Source organism: Burkholderia sp. S171 (assembly GCF_009766085.1).
Classification (GTDB): Bacteria; Pseudomonadota; Gammaproteobacteria; order Burkholderiales; family Burkholderiaceae; genus Caballeronia.
Window position 1 is genome coordinate 26107 of sequence record NZ_LMUF01000004.1, and the last position, 19274, is coordinate 45380.

The window sequence follows — 19274 nt, forward strand, 5'->3', positions numbered from 1 at the left end:
GCCTGAAATTAACCTTTGAGCTGATCGAGGTCTTCGACGTTGATCGTGTCGAGACTGCGGAACAACGTGACCAGGATAGCGAGGCCGATTGCGGCTTCAGCCGCCGCGACTGTCAGCACGAAGAACACAAAGATCTGTCCGTGGATGTCGCCGAGATAATGCGAGAAGGCGACGAAGTTCGTGTTGACCGCCAACAGCATCAATTCGATTGCCATCAGGATGATGATGATGTTGCGTCGATTCAGAAAAATGCCGACGATGCTGATCGCGAACAGGATCGCGCCAAGCACAAGGTAATGGGCAAGACTCAACATGGTTATTTATCTCCTCAGCCTTTGTTGTCGACCGTGCCGGCGCCGGCATTGCCGGTCACGGGCGGATTGGTCGTGGCGTCCGGCGCTTCTGTCTCGGACTTCATCTTGACGATCCGCACGCGATCTTTCGCACGCACCTTGACCTGGTCGCTAATGCGCTGGCGCTTGCTGTCCTTCTTCTCGCGAACGGTCAGCGAGACCGCCGCAATGATTGCCACCAGCAGGATCAGGCCGGCAATTTCAAACGCGAAGATGTAGTCGGTGTAGATGACCTTGCCGATCAGCTGCGTGTTCGACATCACCGCGTTCGGGCCCACGCCGGCGCCCACCCCGTTGACCAACATCGCGTCGCGGACCGGCGTAACCGTCGCGCCGTAACCGTGCCAAAGAATCAGCGCAGTTTCGATGATGATGATCGCGCCCACGATGCTGGCTATAGGCACGAACTTCTTGAAGTCGCCATGCAGCGCGTCGAGGTTGATGTCCAGCATCATCACCACGAACAAGAACAGCACCATCACCGCGCCGACATAGACGAGAACCAGCAGAATGGCGAGGAATTCGGCTTCAAGCAGCATCCAGATCGCGGCCGCGTTGAAGAACGCGAGCACGAGGAACAAGGCGGACGCCACCGGATTGCGCGAAGTGATCACCTTCAGCGCCGAGACAACCAGCAGCAGCGCGAAGATGTAAAACAGTACGGTCGTGAATTCCATGATTACCGGTTCATCGTTAGGCTTTGTGTTTTGACACAAGCGCGCCGCGTTGCGTTTTTTAAGGACGCAACCTACAAGCTTGGCGCGCGGGCCGGAACAGCAGGTCAATTCAAATGCAGGAACAGCAAGGGGCGCGGCGGTGTTCAGCTTGCTACGCCCCGCTCCGCTTTACCGCGTTGTACCGCGTTTTACCGATACGGCGCGTCAGCCGCCTTCGCAGCAGCAATCTCCGTTTCATAACGGTCGCCCACTGCGAGCAGCATGTCCTTCGTGAAATACAGGTCGCCGCGCTTCTCGCCGTGGTACTCGAGAATGTGCGTTTCGACGATCGAATCAACCGGGCAGCTCTCTTCGCAAAAACCGCAGAAAATGCACTTGGTCAAATCGATGTCGTAGCGCGTGGTACGGCGGGTGTTGTCAGCGCGCGTTTCCGATTCAATCGTGATGGCAAGCGCGGGGCACACAGCCTCGCACAGCTTGCACGCGATGCAGCGCTCTTCGCCATTTTCGTATCGGCGCAATGCATGCAGACCACGGAATCGCGGGGAAATAGGCGTCTTCTCTTCCGGGAACTGAACAGTGACCTTGCGCTGGAACAGATAACCGCCTGTCAGCGCCAGACCCTTCAGCAACTCGGTCAGGAAAAACGTTTTAAAGAAATTCTGTAATGCGTTCATGGTTTTTTCATCCGCCCATTATTTCCAGATGTTCAGCGGCGACATGATCCAGAACCCGACCACGACCACCCACACCACCGACACCGGCAGAAAGATTTTCCAGCCGAGACGCATGATCTGGTCATAGCGATAACGCGGGAACGTCGCACGGGCCCAGATGAATATCGACAGCAGGAAGAAGATCTTCAGCACGAACCAGAAAATGCCCGGGATGAAGGACAGGAAACCAAACGGTGCGCTCCAGCCGCCAAGGAACAACGTGGTTGCGATCGCCGAGATCACGATCATGTTGATGTATTCGGCCAGGAAGAACAGCGCGAACGCCATGCCCGAATAATCGATCATGTGGCCCGCGACAATCTCCGACTCGCCTTCCACCACGTCGAACGGGTGACGGTTCGTTTCAGCAATGCCCGAGATGAAATACACAACGAACATGGGCAGCAGCGGCAACCAGTTCCACGAAAGGAAGTTGATACCCCAGTTCGCGAAGATGCCCTGTTCCTGCGACACCACGATGGCCGACATATTCAGGCTGCCCGTGACCATCAGTACGACGACGAGCGCGAAGCCCATCGAGATTTCGTACGAGACCATTTGCGCCGCTGCGCGCATCGCACCGAGGAACGCGTACTTCGAGTTCGACGCCCAACCGGCGAGAATCACGCCGTACACGCCGACGGACGAAATCGCCATCACGTAGAGCAAGCCCGCGTTGATGTCACCGAGCACCGCTTTCGCCTGGAACGGAATCACCGCCCACACCGCGAACGCCGGCACCACCGTCATGATTGGCGCGATCAGGTAGATCCAGCGGCTCGCTGCCGTTGGCTGAATCACTTCCTTCAGCAACAGCTTCAGCACGTCGGCGATCGGCTGCAACAGCCCGAGAGGACCCACGCGATTCGGGCCGAGACGGACGTGCATCCAGCCGATGAGCTTGCGTTCCCACAGAATCAGGTACGCCACGCACAGCAGGATCACCACCGAGACCACGAGGATGCGGACTAACGCCCACACCGTCGGCCAGGCGACGCCGAGAATCTGCGTCCCGCCTGCGTTGATCGTATCGAACAAGCCCATTTACGCCTTCTCCACTACCAGTTCACCGAACAGAGCCCCGAGCGCTGCGCCGGCCGACGTTCCGCCCGATACACGCACCACGCTTTCCGCCAGGTTCGCGTCGCGAACTGCCGGCAGGACCACCGTGAGATCACCTTGAGCAACACGCACTGCGTCGCCGTTTTTCAGACCGAGTTTCTCGAACAGCGACGTCGGCAACCCAACCACGTTAGCGTCGCGTGCAGCAACCGTCAGATGCAGCGATTCAGCGCGACGCGACAATGCGTCAGCGTGATAAATCGGCGTGTCGGCGAGACGTTCGTAGCTGCCTTCCTTCACTGCAGATTTGAAAACAGCCTTGATCGCCACGTTCGTCTTGTTCGACAGACGCGCCGTCAGATCGCCCGTGCCCAATGCGGCGTCGCGGACTTCTTCGGCGGTCTCGAATTCGAATCCCTTCAGGCCAAGGATGCTGCCCAGCACGCGCAGTACCTTCCAGCCCGGACGCGTTTCGCCCAGCGGACGCACCACGCCATTGAACGTCTGCGCGGTACCTTCAGCGTTGACGAACGTGCCCGACGTTTCCGTGAACGGTGCGATTGGCAGCAGCACGTCAGCGTAATCGGCGCCATGCTTGAATGCCGACAACGCGACAACCATTTCTGCCTGCTTCAATGCGGCGAGCGCTTGAGCTGGGTTGGCGGTATCGAATGCGGGTTCGACGTTGAACAGCACGTAACCCTTGCGCGGCTGCTCGAATACTTCACGAGCGTTGAGGCCGCCTTCGCCCGGAAGTGCATCGACGAGATGTGCGCCAACCGTATTGGCCGCTTCCGTCAGATAACCCAGCGTGGCGCCCGTGTTGTCCGCGATCCACTGGCACACGGCCTGGATCTGCGCAAACTGCGGGTGCTGAACCGCGCTGTTGCCGAGCAGGAGCACGCGCTTGTCGCCGGCTGACAACGAAGCGGCAATATCCTTAGCCGCCGCCGACGCCTCGATTCCCGCGAACGCTTCCGGCGCAGCAACGCCACGCGCTTCGGACACCGCAGCAGCAATGCTGCCAAGGTGCGCGAGCCATTCCGACGGCGCCGCGACCACGCGATGCGCAGCCGGGATCAGCGAGTCGTCATTGGTCGCGTTCAGGAACGTGAGCATTGCCCCGCCCTTTGCGGCCTGACGCAGACGTGCTGCGAACAGCGGATGATCGCGACGCAGGAACGAACCGACCACAAACGCCGTGTCGATATTCGTCAGGTCTGCGATCTTCATACCGAGCCACGGCGCGCTATCCGATACCGGCGCCGAGAAGTCGCTCTGACGCAGACGGAAGTCGACGTTCGGCGACCCCACTCCTTCAGCAAATTGCTTCAGCAAATACAACTCTTCGACGGTGCTATGCGGCGTAGCCAGGGCAGCGATCTGATTCGCGCCGTGATCGGCCGTAATGCCCTTGATGCCCTTCGCCACGTATTCCAGCGCCGTTTGCCAGTCGGTCTCGATCCACTTGCCGCCCTGCTTCAGCATGGGCTGCGTGAGACGTTCATCACTGTTCAGCGATTCGTACGAGAAGCGATCCTTGTCCGAGATCCAGCATTCGTTGATGGCTTCGTTTTCCATCGGCAGAACGCGCATCACGCGGTTGTTCTTCACTTGCACGACCAGGTTCGCGCCGACGGAATCGTGCGGGCTGATCGACTTGCGGCGCGACAACTCCCACGTACGGGCGCTGTAGCGGAACGGCTTGCTCGTCAACGCGCCGACCGGGCACAGGTCGATCATGTTGCCCGACAGTTCCGAGTCCACCGTCTTGCCAACGAACGACGTGATTTCCGAATGCTCGCCACGACCCAGCATGCCGAGTTCCATCACGCCGGCCACTTCCTGACCGAAACGAACGCAACGCGTGCAATGAATGCAGCGCGTCATCTCTTCCATGGAGATCAGCGGTCCGACGTTCTTGTGGAACACCACGCGCTTTTCTTCGTTGTAGCGCGATTGCGACTTGCCGTAACCCACGGCCAAGTCTTGCAGCTGACATTCGCCGCCCTGATCGCAAATCGGGCAATCGAGCGGGTGATTGATCAGCAGGAATTCCATCACGGACTGCTGCGCCTTGATGGCCTTGTCCGATTTCGTGCGCACGATCATGCCCGCCGACACCGGCGTGGCGCAGGCGGGAACCGCCTTCGGCATTTTCTCGACTTCGACCAGACACATCCGGCAGTTCGCCGCGATCGACAGTTTCTTGTGATAGCAAAAGTGAGGAATGTATGTATCGACCTTATGCGCAGCCTGGATCACCATGCTGCCTTCAGGCACTTCTACACTTTTGCCGTCGATTTCTAATTCAACCATGATGGGGAACGGTCCTTGGCCTGATCACTGATCACGCGGTAAGCGCTTCGGACGCCGGCGCATGATGCGCATGTCCGTCGACGAGACAATGTTTATGCTCGACGTGATATTCGAATTCGTCCCAGAAGTGCTTCAGCATGCCGCGCACCGGCATAGCCGCCGCGTCGCCGAGTGCACAGATGGTGCGGCCCATGATGTTTTCGGCGACCGAGTTCAGCAGATCCAGGTCTTCCTTGCGCCCGAGTCCATGTTCGATCCTATGCACCACGCGATACAGCCAGCCCGTCCCTTCACGGCAAGGCGTGCATTGGCCACACGACTCTTCGTAATAGAAGTACGAAAGACGCAGCAGCGAGCGCACCATGCAGCGCGTTTCGTTCATCACGATCACGGCGCCCGAACCAAGCATGGATCCGGCTTTAGCGATGGCGTCGTAGTCCATGTCGGTGTTCAACATGATCTCGCCCGGAATCACCGGTGCCGACGATCCACCTGGGATCACCGCTTTCACTGACTTGCCGCGCACGCCGCCAGCCAGATCGAGCAAGGTGGCGAACGACGTACCGAGCGGCACCTCAAAGTTGCCCGGGAAATTGACGTCGCCTGCGACCGAGAAGATCTTCGTGCCGCCGTTGTTCGGCTTGCCGATCTCGAGATACTTCTGCGGCCCGATTGCCAGCAGGAACGGCACGGCTGCGAACGTTTCGGTGTTGTTGATCGTGGTCGGCTTGCCGTACACGCCAAAGCTCGCCGGGAACGGCGGCTTGAAGCGCGGCTGGCCTTTCTTGCCTTCCAGCGACTCGAGCAACGCAGTTTCTTCGCCGCAGATATACGCGCCGTAACCATGATGTGCATGCAGTTCGAACGAGAAGCCCGAACCCAGAATATTCGCACCGAGATAACCGGACGCGCGCGCTTCTTCAAGCGCCTGTTCGAAGATCTTGTAGACCTCGAAAATCTCGCCATGAATATAGTTGTAGCCGACCGTAATGCCCATCGCGTACGCGCCGATAGCCATGCCTTCGATCAGCGCATGCGGATTCCAGCGCAGGATGTCACGGTCTTTAAACGTGCCCGGTTCGCCTTCGTCCGAATTGCAGACGAGGTACTTCTGGCCCGGGAACTGACGCGGCATGAAGCTCCACTTGAGGCCGGTCGGGAAACCCGCACCGCCGCGGCCACGCAGGCCCGACGCCTTGACGTCGGCAATGACCTGCTCTTGCGGGATCTTTTCTTCGAGAATGCGGCGCAGCTGGGCGTAACCGCCGCGCGCCACATAATCTTCAAGGTGCCAGTTTTCGCCGTTGAGGCCGGCGAGAATCAGGGGCTGGATGTGGCGGTCGTGGAGAGACGTCATTTCGATAGTTCCTCGAGGAGCGTGTCGATCCGCTCGCGACTCATGAAACTGCACATACGGTGATTGTTCACGAGCATCACGGGGGCATCGCCGCACGCGCCGAAACATTCGCCTTCTTTCAAGGTGAATTTGCCGTCGGCGGTGGTTTCGCCAAAGTCGATGCCGAGCTTTTGCTTCAAATATTCCGCAGCACTTTCCGAGCCGCCGTCGGGGCCGAGCTGGCACGGCAGGTTCGTACAGAGCGTGATCTTGTGTTTGCCGACCGGCGCGGTCTCGTACATGGTGTAGAACGTCGCCACTTCCTGCACGGCCACGGCGGGCATGCTGAGGTAATCGGCGACGAACTGCATCAGTTCCGGCGATAGCCAGCCGTGCTCTTCCTGAGCGACGGTCAACGCCGACATCACCGCGGACTGTTTCTGGTCCACGGGATATTTCGCGATCGCGCGATCGATTTCTTTCAGGCCTTCAGCTGAGATCATTTCAGACACGACTCTTTCAGTTCCTACCGAACGAAAACCCGCCGCGCCCTTCTTTTGCGGCAGACCTGGCGTCCTGCTGTTGTTGGTTCGCCGGCATGCTCAGCGCTGTTGCGCGAGCATGCCGGCGTGGTGCGGCGCCGTTTCCTGGCAACTGCATGTCAGCGATCGATCTCACCGAACACGATGTCCTGCGTGCCGATGATTGTCACCGCGTCCGCAATCATGTGACCGCGAGCCATTTCGTCGAGTGAAGCAAGATGCGCATAACCCGGAGCACGAATCTTCAAGCGATACGGCTTGTTCGCGCCATCCGAAATCAGATAGATACCGAACTCGCCCTTCGGATGCTCGATTGCCGCGTAGGTCTCGCCTTCGGGAACGTGAAAACCTTCCGTGAAGAGCTTGAAATGGTGAATCAGCTCTTCCATGTTGGTCTTCATGCCGACACGCGACGGCGGCGCAATCTTGTGATTGTCGACCATCACCGGGCCTGGATTCTTACGAAGCCAGTCAATACATTGTTTCGCGATGCGGGTGGACTGACGCATCTCTTCCACGCGCACGAGGTAACGGTCGTAGCAGTCGCCGTTCACGCCAACAGGAATATCAAAATCCAGTTGATCGTAGACTTCGTACGGCTGCTTCTTGCGCAAATCCCATTCAATGCCCGAACCGCGCAGCATCGCGCCGGTCATGCCGAGCTGCAACGCGCGCTCAGGACTGACCACGCCGATACCCACCAGCCGCTGCTTCCAGATACGGTTATCGGTCAGCAGCGTCTCGTACTCGTCGACGCACTTCGGAAACCGGCCGAAAAACTCTTCGATAAAGTCGAGCAACGAACCCTGGCGCGTTTCGTTCATCCGCGACAACGCCTTCGCATTGCGGATTTTCGACGCTTTGTATTGCGGCATTGCGTCAGGCAGATCGCGATACACGCCGCCCGGACGGTAATACGCTGCGTGCATCCGTGCGCCGGAGACCGCTTCGTACACGTCCATCAAGTCTTCGCGTTCGCGGAATGCATACAAAAATACCGCCATGGCGCCGACGTCGAGCGCGTGCGAGCCGATCCACATCAGGTGGTTCAGCACGCGCGTGATTTCGTCGAACAGCACGCGGATATATTTCGCGCGAATGGGGATGTCGATGCCGAGCAGCTTCTCGATCGCCAACACGTAGCCGTGCTCGTTGGCCATCATCGACACGTAGTCGAGACGGTCCATGTACGGCACGGACTGAATGAAGGTCTTCGATTCCGCGAGCTTTTCAGTCGCGCGATGCAACAGGCCGATATGCGGATCGGCGCGCTGAATCACTTCGCCGTCCAGTTCCAGCACGAGGCGCAGCACACCGTGCGCGGCCGGGTGTTGCGGACCGAAATTGAGCGTGTAGTTCTTGATCTCTGCCATGGCGTTCTCTTAGTGTTTCAGACCGCCATAGCGGTCCTCGCGGATCACGCGCGGCGTGATTTCGCGCGGCTCGATCGTCACTGGCTGGTACACGACGCGCTTCTCTTCGGGGTCGTAACGCATTTCGACATAACCCGACACCGGGAAGTCCTTGCGGAACGGATGGCCGATAAAACCGTAGTCGGTGAGAATGCGGCGCAGGTCGGGGTGACCTTCGAAGACGATACCGAAAAGGTCGAATGCTTCCCGCTCGTACCAGTTCGCCGATGACCAGACGTTGACGGCGGACGGGACGATAGGCACTTCGTCGTCCGGTGCGAACACGCGCACGCGCAGACGCCAGTTGTTCGCGATGGAAAGAAGATGGAGGACAGCCGCGAAACGCGGACCTTCGTAGGCACCTTCGCCGTACGTGGAGTAATCGACGCCGCACAGGTCGACGAGTTGCTCGAAGCCGAGCGAACGGTCGTCGCGCAGCTTGAGAATCACGTCAGCGTAGTTCGCTGCCTTGACGACAATGGTCAGTTGCCCGAGCGAGTCGGTGATGCTATGCAGGCGGTCGCCGAACGCCGCCTCGAGGTTCGCTTTCAGGGTCTCGAGTTTGCTTGCCATATTGGGGAGGCTCTGGCCTTGGTGACGCTAATGGGACTTCAGGGACTTCAACAACGCTGACTGCCGTGCCTAATGCGCGCCATGCGTGCGCCATGACTGATCGGCGCACCTGACTATCGACAATTATTGACGCGCGATCGTGCTGGTGCGACGAATCTTCGCTTGCAACTGGATCACGCCATACACCAGCGCTTCAGCCGTCGGCGGGCATCCGGGCACGTAGACGTCGACCGGTACGATCCGGTCACATCCACGCACAACCGAATACGAATAGTGGTAGTAACCACCGCCGTTGGCGCACGAACCCATGGAGATGACCCAGCGCGGCTCGGCCATCTGGTCGTAGACCTTGCGCAGCGCGGGCGCCATCTTGTTGCACAGCGTACCGGCAACGATCATCACGTCCGACTGCCGCGGACTCGGACGAAACACGACGCCGAAACGGTCCAGATCGTAGCGAGCAGCGCCCGCATGCATCATCTCGACCGCACAACACGCCAACCCGAACGTCATGGGCCACAGCGAACCCGTGCGCGTCCAGTTGATCAGCTTGTCAGCCGTGGTGGTGACAAACCCTTCCTTCAAGACCCCTTCGATACTCATTTGCTTTCACTCCAGATGAGCAGCCAGCCAAAGCTACCCAGCAATCCGGTGATCTTCAACCCACCCGTTACACGTCACTCCCAGTCCAGCCCACCCTTTCTCCAGATGTAGGCAAAACCAAGCAGAAACTCGAGCAGAAAAACCATCATTGACAGGAAACCGGGCCAGCCGATGTCGCGCAGGGCAACGCCCCACGGAAACAGGAACGCGGTTTCGAGGTCGAAAATAATGAACAGAATAGCGACGAGATAGTAGCGCACATCGAACTTCATACGAGCGTCTTCGAATGCCTCGAAGCCGCACTCGTAAGGCGCGTTCTTTTCAGTGTCAGGCTTATTGGGACCGAGGATCTTACCGATGCTGACCAGCGCGATACCTAAACCGGTGCCTACGACAAGGAATAGCAAGACGGGATAATAGGCTGAGAGATTCACGACTATCCTCAAATCGGTTTGATCTGGTGTGCCGGCCGGGACGACTGCCCGACCGATTTTCAACTAAAGACAAGAAACGTGCACAAGAGACCTTGAGCATATTCACTCGCCAGAAGTGACAATGCCAGCCGAAGCAATGCATGCGGCTGGCATTGGATAACTTTTGGTGCCGACGGCGAGACTCGAACTCGCACAGCTTTCGCCACTACCCCCTCAAGATAGCGTGTCTACCAATTTCACCACGTCGGCACTGTCTTGCAATCCGGAAAAACAACTTCTTATTGCCGGGAATCGCTTCAAGAACAAAATTATAACCGGGTTAACCAGTTTGTTCAACGCACAAAAAGCGATCCAGGCGAAAAATTATTTCGGAACGTCAGAGCCAGGACCCGACGATGCAACCGGCGCCGAAGCCGCTGCCGACGCTGATGTACCAACCGCCGGATGTGCTGCGGGCGCAGTCACTGCTGCCCCGCCCAGCAAGCCTGCGGAGGCGGCCGGCTTGTAGCTGCCGAGGTACGTCAGCGTTAGTGTCGAGATGAAAAACACGGCTGCGAGCACGGCGGTTGTACGCGACAGGAAGTTAGCCGAACCGGTTGCCCCGAACAGGCTTCCTGACGCCCCACTACCGAAGGCCGCGCCCATGTCAGCGCCTTTACCGTGCTGCAGCAATACCAGCCCGATAACACCAAACGCCGACAACAACTGGACGACGATAATCAAAGTCTTTAAATACAGCATTCCGTTCACCCGACTCTTTAATGTTCACGCGACACTGTTGCGCCACGCTTTTAATGCTTACATTTTCGAAAGCTTAAACTCGGCGATTAAACCGAAACGTTTTGTGCCGCCTGACAAATCGCAAGAAAATCGTTCGACTTAAGCGATGCGCCGCCAATCAATCCGCCGTCGATGTCCTGTTGAGCGAATAACTCTTCCGCGTTCTCCGGCTTGACGCTGCCACCGTACAACACCGGAACGTCCGCCACTGCCGCGCTCTTGGCCGCCAGTTGCGCGCGCAGGAATGCGTGAACCTGTTGCGCTTGCGCGACCGTCGCGCTTTTCCCTGTGCCGATTGCCCAGACCGGCTCGTACGCCACGACAATTTTCGCCGCCTGGGCTTCGCTCAGCACCAGCAACACGGCTTCAAGTTGCGTGCCCACCACTTGTTCTGTCAAACCGCTGTCACGCTGTTCCAGCGTTTCGCCAACACACACGATAGGCGTCAGCCCGGCTTCCAGCGCTCGCTGCGCCTTCACCGCGACCAGGTCCGAATGCTCGCCATGATAGGCGCGCCGCTCCGAGTGACCGACGATCGCGAATGTGGCATCAAAATCCGCCGCCATGCCTGCGGCGACTTCGCCGGTATAAGCGCCTTGCGTGTGCGCTGAAACGTCCTGGACACCCCACGCGACCACCGATCCGCCCAGCAGCGCCTGCGCCTGCGCAAGATACGGCGCGGGCACGCAAACCGCTGTGCGCACGCCCCTCTGCAATGTCGCGGCGCCAGCGGCCACAGCTTGCATCAAGACCGCGTTCTCAGCCAGACGGCCGTGCATCTTCCAGTTACCGACCACCAGCTTTGCGCGTTTGGCTTGTTCTTTCGGCATTTGTCTCGTCGTAGCAGCGAGGCTGCCGATCATTGAAATAGAAAAATGGAACTTTCGGGCGCATCGCTTCAGCACAACATGCGATTTTACTGTGCCCGGCGGAAATCGGTCAAACAGCGCCGTCAAACAACAAACCCTGATCCGCCGCTCATTTCAACTCCACGACCCGGAATCAGGCGACCTGACTCCAGTCCAGCATGATCTTGCCAATGTGCGTGCTGCCTTCCATCAACGCGTGAGCGGCCGCGGCCTGATCGGCGGGAAAAACCTGGTGAATGACCGGCTTGATCCGCCCCGCTTCAATTTCCGGCCACACCTGCGTTTTCAGTTGCACCGCGACCTTGCCCTTGAATGCGACCGAGCGCGGCCGCAATGTGGAGCCGGTGATGACCAAACGGCGGCGCAGCACCTCGTTGAGGTTGATCTCGGCCTTCGAACCACCCAGCGTCGCGATCACCACCACGCGGCCACCGTCGGCCAGCGCCTTCAGCTCGCGCGGAAGATAGTCGCCGGCGACCATGTCGAGGATCACGTCCACGCCACGGTCGTTCGTCAGCGACTTCACCACGTCGACGAAATCTTCCGTGTTGTAGTTGATCGCGCGTTCCGCGCCCAGCTTTTCGCACGCCTGGCACTTCTCGTCGTTCCCGGCTGTCACGAACACGCGATGCCCGAGCGCCTTTGCAATCTGGATAGCCGTCACGCCGATACCGCTCGACCCGCCCTGGATCAGCAGCGTTTCTTCGGCCCCGTTCTCGCCCTTGCCCAGATGCGCGCGTTCGAACACGTTGCTCCAGACCGTGAAGAACGTTTCCGGCAGCGATGCCGCCTCGATATCCGTCAACCCCTTCGGCACCGGCAGGCATTGCTCGAGCGGCGCACACGCGTATTCGGCGTAACCGCCGCCCGCGAGCAACGCACACACGCGGTCGCCCGCTTTCAAACCGAACGGATTGTGCTTCGGATCGAAGTCACCGCGCACGATCTCACCGGCCACTTCCAGCCCCGGCAGATCCGACGCGCCCGGCGGCGGCGCATAACCGCCCTTGCGCTGGAACACGTCCGGGCGATTCACGCCCGACGCCGCGACCTTGATCAGCACTTCACCGGCTTTCGGCTCCGGCATTGGACGCTCGCCCAGCTTCAATACCTCGGGCGAGCCGAACTCGGTGATTTCGATGGCTTTCATCTGCTTATTCCCTTCAAGTCACACGCGCTTATCACCGAGGCATAACCCCATGGCATTGCGGGCTCATTCAGCCGAGACCCGCAATAACATCGAATCACATTCGAACCCACAAATTCAAAAACGGCCGGCGCGCAACTCGCGCGCGCCGGCTTTTCCGAACTTACCGCATTACTGCTGCGTCGGCTGGATCGGTTCGATAGGCGCGCCGCCTTCGTTCAACAAAGCCTTCGCCGACAAACGCACACGACCCTTTTCGTCTGTCTGAATGACCTTGACCTTCACGATCTGGCCTTCCTTCAAGTAGTCGTTGATGTCCTTGATGCGCTCGTTCACGATTTCCGAGATGTGCAGCAGACCATCCTTACCCGGAAGAATATTCACGATCGCGCCGAAGTCCAGCAATTTGAGTACCGGGCCTTCGTAGACCTGACCCACTTCCACTTCAGCCGTGATGTTCTCAATGCGCTTCTTCGCTTCCGCCATGCCTTCGCTGCTCGTGCTAGCGATAGTCACCACGCCGTCGTCCGAAATGTCGATGGTCGTGTTGGTTTCTTCGGTCAACGCACGGATCACCGAACCGCCCTTGCCGATCACGTCGCGGATCTTTTCCGGATTGATCTTCATGGTGATCATGCGCGGCGCGTAGTCCGACAGGTTCGTGTTCGTACCCGGAACCGCGGTCGTCATCTTGCCAAGGATATGCATGCGGCCTTCTTTCGCCTGCGCGAGCGCGACCTGCATGATTTCCTTCGTGATGCCCTGGATCTTGATGTCCATCTGCAGTGCCGTCACGCCTTGCGCCGTGCCCGCTACCTTGAAGTCCATGTCGCCGAGGTGATCTTCGTCGCCCAGAATGTCCGTCAGCACCGCGAACTTGTTGCCTTCCAGGATCAGGCCCATCGCGATACCCGCGACGTGCGCTTTCATGGGCACGCCAGCGTCCATCAGCGCGAGACAGCCGCCGCAAACCGAAGCCATGGACGAAGAACCGTTCGATTCCGTGATTTCCGACACAACGCGGATGGAGTAGCCGAATTCGTCGGCGCTCGGCAAGACTGCAACCAACGCGCGCTTGGCCAGACGGCCATGACCGATTTCACGGCGCTTCGGCGAACCGACGCGACCCGTTTCGCCGGTCGCGAACGGAGGCATGTTGTAGTGAAGCATGAAGCGTTCGCGATACTCGCCTTCGAGCGCGTCGATGTTCTGTTCGTCGCCCTTCGTACCCAGCGTCGCGATCACGAGCGCTTGCGTTTCGCCGCGCGTGAACAGAGCCGAACCGTGCGTACGCGGCAGCACGCCGGTACGGATTTCGATCGGACGGACGGTGCGTGTATCACGGCCATCGATACGCGGCTCGCCGTTCAGGATCTGCGTACGAACGATCTTCGCTTCGATGTCGAACATCACGTTGCCGATGGTCGCCTTGTCAGACGGCGTTTCGCCACGGGCAACCGATTCTTCGGTGAGCTTGGCGGTCGTCGATGCGTAGACTTCCTTCAGCTTTGCGCTGCGAGCCGACTTGTCGCGGATCTGATAAACGGCGTTCAGTTCGGCTTGGGCCAATTCCGCCACGCGCGCGATTAGCGGCTCGTTCTTCGGTGCCGCCGTCCAATCCCACTCCGGCTTGCCACCTTCGGCAACCAGTTCGTGGATCGCGTCGATAGCGATTTGCATCTGGTCGTGACCAAACACAACAGCAGCCAGCATGACTTCTTCGGTCAATTGCTGCGCTTCCGATTCCACCATCAGCACTGCGCGTTCCGTACCGGCGACGATCAAATCGAGCGCCGATTCCTTCATTTGCGGACGCGTCGGGTTCAGGACGAATTCGTTGTTGATATAGGCGACGCGTGCTGCACCCACCGGGCCGTTGAACGGCAAACCGGAGATAGCCAGAGCCGCCGATGCGCCGATCAGCGCAGGAATGTCAGCGGGCACATCCGGGTTCAACGACAGCACATGGATTACTACCTGCACTTCGTTATAAAAGCCTTCCGGAAAAAGCGGGCGCAACGGACGGTCGATCAGGCGCGAGATCAGCGTTTCGCCTTCCGACGGACGGCCTTCGCGACGGAAGAAACCACCCGGGATCTTGCCGGCTGCGTAGGTCTTTTCCAGATAATCGACGGTCAACGGGAAGAAATCCTGGCCCGGCTTTGCCGTCTTCGCGCCGACAACCGTCGCGAGCACCACGGTATCTTCAATATCAACGATCACGGCGCCGCTTGCCTGGCGCGCGATTTCACCTGTTTCCAGGCGAACGTTGTGTTGTCCCCACTTGAATTCCTTGACGATCTTTTTAAACATTCTCACTCCTTCTTCGTTATGCCTCGCGCTTGTCCAAGCGTGTTGTCGTGGACCCGGAGCATCCGGAGCCTGCGCACACGCTGAAAAAACGGCGAAGCCAAGCGATGACCGGAACCGCGCGGCAAGAGGGGTGTATGTCATTCCAACGCAACACGACACGCGATGCGCATGACGCGCTGGAATGACACAAAGCTCTGCCGCGAGGCCCGGTCCTGTAGTCGAATCGGCTTCCGATCCGGGGTTGGCTTTAATGCAAGCCTTCGATATTTCCCGCCACTTTCACTTCTGCGCCCATGAAGAGCGCGCCGTTCAAAAACAAAATGCCTGTATCAGCAAACTGACACAGGCATTTCGTTGAGAACGCTAGCCGCTTACTTGCGCAGACCCAGCTTTTCGATCAGCGAGCGATAACGGTCAGCGTCTTTGCCCTTGAGGTAATCGAGCAGCTTACGACGACGGCTCACCATGCGCAGCAGGCCGCGGCGGCTGTGGTGATCCTTCGTGTGAGCCTTGAAGTGAACGGTCAGTTCATTGATACGGGTGGTCAGCAGTGCAACTTGCACTTCTGGCGATCCGGTGTCATTAGCGGCGCGCGCATATTCTGCGACGACGTCGGACTTTTTTGCATGAGCAACTGCTGCTACGGTCGACATTTGATTTTCCTTTGAAACGGACAGGCGGTCACGGAAGAAGGGCCGTGCCGTGGATTTTCTACTTCTTTCCTCAGCCGATAACTCGACTTCGGACTTCCTTGCCGGACGGTTCTGGTGAACGTTTTAAGCAGGCTTTGCAACCCACAATTCCACCAGTCCGGAGTACGGCAAGTCGCGAATTATAGCACAGCAACTTTTGCCGTCGACCCGGTTCCCTATAGCAGCCGAAATTGCGCAATAGGCCTAAGCCCAAGCTTGACCGCATTCACGATGCCGGGCGCTTCATCTGGCATGTGGTCGGCATGGCGGTCTGGGCTGCCGGAATCTTGAGCAGCGTCCGAAAGCCAAAACCGGAACCCTCGTTGTCGAAGCGCACGCCGGGCGAGCCTGCCTTATCCATTTCGATCACGTAAAGGGGCTGGATGAGTTGATGATCGGCGGCGCGCATTTCTGTCGTCTGGAAACCCTTGTCCAGCTTCATGCCTTCCAGCGCGCGAGCGACCGCGGTCGGGTCGGCGCTGTGCGCTTGCTCCATGGCCTGCGCGAGCATCTCGATCATGAGCGGCATGCGCAGGAAGAGGTAATCGTCTGCGGCGGCTGGAAAACGGGTGCGGAACGCTTCGTAATAAGCATCCGACGCCGCGCCGCCCGCGTTCGGATGCCAGTCGGCCACCGCCACGACGTGTTTTACGCCGGCGTCGCCCAGAGCGGCGGGCGCGCCCAGGCTGTTGCCATAGAACGTATAGAAATGCGTGTCGAGGCCTTGTTCCCGGGCGGCTTTGACGAGCAGCGTCAGGTCGTTGCCCCAGTTGCCGGTGATCACGGCGTCGGCGCCGCTCGCGCGGATCTTGGCAATGTACGGCGCGAAGTCCTTCACGCGGCCGGCGGGGATGAATTCATCGGCGACGATCGCGATGTCCGGGCGGCGCTCCTTCAGGGCACGCTGGGCTTCATGGCTGACGTCATGGCCGAAGCTGTAGTCCTGGTTGAACAAATAGACTTTCTTCACCGATTGATCGTGCTGGAGGACATCGGCGAGTGCGTTCATGCGCATGCCGGCATGGGCATCGAAGCGGAAATGCCAGAAGCTGCAATCCGCGTTGGTGAGCGCGGGGTCGTCGGCGGAATAATTGAGGAACACCACCCGGTGTTCAGGATCGCGGGTATTTTGCTTATTGATTGCGTCGATAAGCGCCGCAGCCACCGCCGAGCTGTTGCCCTGCATGACAAAGCCAACATTCTGGTCGATGGCCGCACGCAACTGCACGAGGCTGGCTTCGCTGCTGCCCTTGCCGTCGAGGACCACGAGTTGCAGCGGGTGTTTGCCATCGGGCAAGGTAACGCCGCCGTTCGCGTTCACGCGCTCGACACCGAAGCGCAAATTACGCTCGACGGCCGCGCCCGCATTCGCGAACGGACCGGACATGCCTTCGATCATCGCGATGCGAATGGGGGGCAAACTGGGAGCGGCGTCCGCCGCCCACGCGGGGGCAACCAACGCGCTGCCCAAACATGAAGCCACCAGCAACGAACCACCCAGGCGCTTGCCTGCATGCGACGCGCGGCCGAGCAGCCGGGACCACCGTGCCGGCAAACGCCGCTTACTGGCGTTGAGTGAAACCACGCGCGACAAACCAAGGCCGAGACCCATACAGTCCATTACAGTTCATCCATGGATAAATGACAGCGAAGATGACAGCAAAGCGAAAACGCGGATCATAGGGCGTTCGGCACGTTGCGTGCAACCGCCCGAGAAAATGCGAACGGAAATGGAATAGCCGCTCAAGCTTGCGCGTTCCATCTACACCCAGCAAGCACGCTCTGCCCTGACCAACGGACGAACGGACGAACCGGCGACCGCGATCAAAACCGCGCGCCTACCCCGCATGTCAAAATAAGCAATGCGGCGCGGATCAGCAGAAAAACCCACATTCGATCGTGGATACAGCGCAGATATGAATACGAAGGAGGCTTAGATGTTGAGCAAGGCAATCCGAAAACCCGCGGCAGCAATGGCACTTGCCCTCCTGCTCACGGCGTGCGCGCAGCCGTGGCAGAACTACCAGGCAGGCGCGGAGTCGTCCACGATCACGGCGAAGCTGGGGCCGCCGAGGGAGGTCTATGACCTGCCGAACGGTGGCCGCCGCCTCATGTGGCCGACTCAACCGCTCGGCGAGGTGACCACGGCGGCGGATATCGATGCATCGGGAAAGATCGTGAACGTGCGCCAGGTCCTCGATGAAAACGAGTTCTATAAAGCGCAGATCGGCACCTGGACGCGCAAGGACGTGCTGATCAATTTTGGCCGTCCAGTGGAGACGTCCTACTTCCCGTTGATGAAACGCGAGGTGTGGACCTACCGGTACATGGAGGCAAATGTCTGGTACATGATGTACAGCTTTTACTTCGACGATCAGGGCACGCTGCGCCTGACGCAAAAAACGCCCGACCCGCTTCACGATCCCGATCAACGGAATTTTTTCTGATTTAACTGATAAACACTGAAGAAATCTTTTGTCGATGAAAAAAAATGCCGCCGGGGTCACGTCACCTCGAGCGGCATTTTTTTATGCCTGGACTGCCGGGATCTTTTCATAGAAAGTAATTCGTAAGGTTTGTGCGCGACACGGCAATGACGCCGGAAGGCCATTTCCGGGATAATTTCACCGTTGTAGTGTTGTGTCTATCGTTACGCTTTTGGAGCTGATACCCATGAATCGACCCAAACGCATGCTGGTTGAAAACGTCGGCTGGGCGGCTGAAATTGCGGCCAGCGAGCCCGATTTCTTCGAAACCCTGGCTCAGGGTCAAAGTCCGACCGTCCTGTGGCTTGGATGCTCGGACAGTCGCGTGCCGGCTGAAACCATCACGCACTCAAAGCCTGGTGATTTATTTGTCCATCGCAACATCGCGAACCTCTTTTCACCGGACGACGACAACACCATGAGCGTCCTCGAATACGCGGTGAACGTCCTGAAAGTGGACGACGTGATCGTGTGCGGACACTACGGTTGCGGTGGCGTGCGTGCGTCTTTGCTGCCGCTGTCCGACGCCCTGCCCCACGTCAACCGCCGCATTGCCCCGCTGTGTGCGCTGGCGCGTGCGCATAGCAGCGAACTCGACGCGATCGGCACGATGGATTCGCGCATCGACCGGCTGGCGGAACTGAGCGTGCTCGAACAAGTGAGCGCGCTGCGTGACACGGCCATCGTGCGCGACGCCGAGCGTCCACCGCGCGTTCACGGCTGGATCTTCGGTCTGCGCGATGGCCGCATCAAGGTGCTTTCATCTGGAGACCCCGCCGATGCCGACATCGAAGGAGAGCCCGCCGGCTCTTCAAATTCAGAGGCGAAAGAAGCAGAACCCGCACCTGCACCTGGCACAGCCCAGCGTGTAACAGAAGCCGTCAGCCGCTAGCTGCACTAGCCGCTCAACCCCACGTTAAACCTTCACCGTGCGATGCCTTCCCGGCATCGCACGGCTTA

At 59.0% G+C, this 19274-nt stretch carries 19 protein-coding genes and 1 tRNA gene; 2 read left to right on the plus strand and 18 right to left on the minus strand.

Features of this window, described 5'->3' with window-relative positions:
* Positions 1-8: 8 nt before the first annotated feature.
* From nuoK to GSQ93_RS01210, 18 genes are all read right to left on the minus strand, one after another.
* Positions 9-314 (minus strand): NADH-quinone oxidoreductase subunit NuoK, encoded by a 306-nt coding sequence (gene nuoK / locus GSQ93_RS01125; RefSeq protein ID WP_158933863.1) that lies wholly within the window; start codon positions 312-314, stop codon positions 9-11.
* Positions 315-328: 14 nt separating this feature from the next.
* Positions 329-1030: an NADH-quinone oxidoreductase subunit J gene (locus tag GSQ93_RS01130; RefSeq protein WP_158933864.1), complete on the minus strand. Its 702-nt coding sequence runs from the start codon at positions 1028-1030 to the stop codon at positions 329-331.
* A gap of 188 nt (positions 1031-1218) precedes the next feature.
* Entirely contained in the window at positions 1219-1707 is a 489-nt protein-coding gene (nuoI, locus tag GSQ93_RS01135) for an NADH-quinone oxidoreductase subunit NuoI (RefSeq protein WP_050381450.1), read from the minus strand.
* 18 nt (positions 1708-1725) lie between these two features.
* A complete protein-coding gene (gene nuoH / locus GSQ93_RS01140) occupies positions 1726-2790 on the minus strand; it encodes an NADH-quinone oxidoreductase subunit NuoH (protein WP_158933865.1) in 1065 nt (354 codons plus the stop codon).
* Positions 2791-5127, minus strand: a complete 2337-nt coding sequence (gene nuoG, locus GSQ93_RS01145) for an NADH-quinone oxidoreductase subunit NuoG (protein WP_158933866.1) — start codon at positions 5125-5127, stop codon at positions 2791-2793. It lies immediately after the preceding gene.
* A 31-nt stretch (positions 5128-5158) separates the two neighbouring features.
* Complete coding sequence (gene nuoF, locus GSQ93_RS01150; protein ID WP_158933867.1) at positions 5159-6484, minus strand: NADH-quinone oxidoreductase subunit NuoF; 1326 nt, start codon at positions 6482-6484, stop codon at positions 5159-5161.
* Positions 6481-6966 (minus strand): NADH-quinone oxidoreductase subunit NuoE, encoded by a 486-nt coding sequence (gene nuoE, locus GSQ93_RS01155; RefSeq protein WP_158933868.1) that lies wholly within the window; start codon positions 6964-6966, stop codon positions 6481-6483. The genes nuoF and nuoE overlap by 4 nt, the downstream gene beginning before the upstream one ends.
* Positions 6967-7124: 158 nt before the next feature.
* Positions 7125-8378 (minus strand): NADH-quinone oxidoreductase subunit D, encoded by a 1254-nt coding sequence (locus tag GSQ93_RS01160; protein WP_089164957.1) that lies wholly within the window; start codon positions 8376-8378, stop codon positions 7125-7127.
* 9 nt (positions 8379-8387) lie between these two features.
* Positions 8388-8990 carry an NADH-quinone oxidoreductase subunit C gene (locus GSQ93_RS01165; protein ID WP_158933869.1) on the minus strand — a complete coding sequence of 201 codons (603 nt, stop codon included), beginning with the start codon at positions 8988-8990 and terminating at the stop codon, positions 8388-8390.
* A 123-nt stretch (positions 8991-9113) separates the two neighbouring features.
* Positions 9114-9593, minus strand: coding sequence for an NADH-quinone oxidoreductase subunit B family protein (locus tag GSQ93_RS01170; RefSeq protein WP_027819582.1), 480 nt, complete (start codon positions 9591-9593; stop codon positions 9114-9116).
* A 74-nt stretch (positions 9594-9667) separates the two neighbouring features.
* Positions 9668-10027, minus strand: coding sequence for an NADH-quinone oxidoreductase subunit A (locus tag GSQ93_RS01175; RefSeq protein ID WP_056353980.1), 360 nt, complete (start codon positions 10025-10027; stop codon positions 9668-9670).
* Between the two features lie 164 nt (positions 10028-10191).
* Positions 10192-10276 (minus strand) — tRNA-Leu (locus tag GSQ93_RS01180).
* 114 nt (positions 10277-10390) lie between these two features.
* On the minus strand, positions 10391-10768 hold the full coding sequence (secG, locus tag GSQ93_RS01185) for a preprotein translocase subunit SecG (protein WP_158933870.1): 378 nt from the start codon (positions 10766-10768) through the stop codon (positions 10391-10393).
* An 86-nt stretch (positions 10769-10854) separates the two neighbouring features.
* Positions 10855-11637 (minus strand): triose-phosphate isomerase, encoded by a 783-nt coding sequence (tpiA, locus tag GSQ93_RS01190; protein WP_158933871.1) that lies wholly within the window; start codon positions 11635-11637, stop codon positions 10855-10857.
* A 172-nt stretch (positions 11638-11809) separates the two neighbouring features.
* Entirely contained in the window at positions 11810-12826 is a 1017-nt protein-coding gene (locus tag GSQ93_RS01195; RefSeq protein ID WP_158933872.1) for an NAD(P)H-quinone oxidoreductase, read from the minus strand.
* Positions 12827-12994: 168 nt separating this feature from the next.
* On the minus strand, positions 12995-15142 hold the full coding sequence (gene pnp, locus GSQ93_RS01200) for a polyribonucleotide nucleotidyltransferase (RefSeq protein WP_174254565.1): 2148 nt from the start codon (positions 15140-15142) through the stop codon (positions 12995-12997).
* Positions 15143-15507: 365 nt separating this feature from the next.
* Positions 15508-15789, minus strand: coding sequence for a 30S ribosomal protein S15 (gene rpsO / locus GSQ93_RS01205; protein WP_031360663.1), 282 nt, complete (start codon positions 15787-15789; stop codon positions 15508-15510).
* Between the two features lie 265 nt (positions 15790-16054).
* The gene (locus GSQ93_RS01210; RefSeq protein ID WP_254073704.1) at positions 16055-17449 is read right to left on the minus strand and encodes a branched-chain amino acid ABC transporter substrate-binding protein; all 1395 of its coding nucleotides are present in this window, start codon (positions 17447-17449) and stop codon (positions 16055-16057) included.
* A 316-nt stretch (positions 17450-17765) separates the two neighbouring features.
* Between GSQ93_RS01210 and GSQ93_RS01215 the strand changes: the two genes are divergently transcribed.
* Both GSQ93_RS01215 and GSQ93_RS01220 read left to right on the plus strand, forming a co-directional pair.
* Complete coding sequence (locus GSQ93_RS01215; RefSeq protein ID WP_158933874.1) at positions 17766-18275, plus strand: hypothetical protein; 510 nt, start codon at positions 17766-17768, stop codon at positions 18273-18275.
* Between the two features lie 226 nt (positions 18276-18501).
* Positions 18502-19206: a carbonic anhydrase gene (locus GSQ93_RS01220; RefSeq protein WP_158933875.1), complete on the plus strand. Its 705-nt coding sequence runs from the start codon at positions 18502-18504 to the stop codon at positions 19204-19206.
* The last annotated feature ends 68 nt before the right edge of the window (positions 19207-19274 follow it).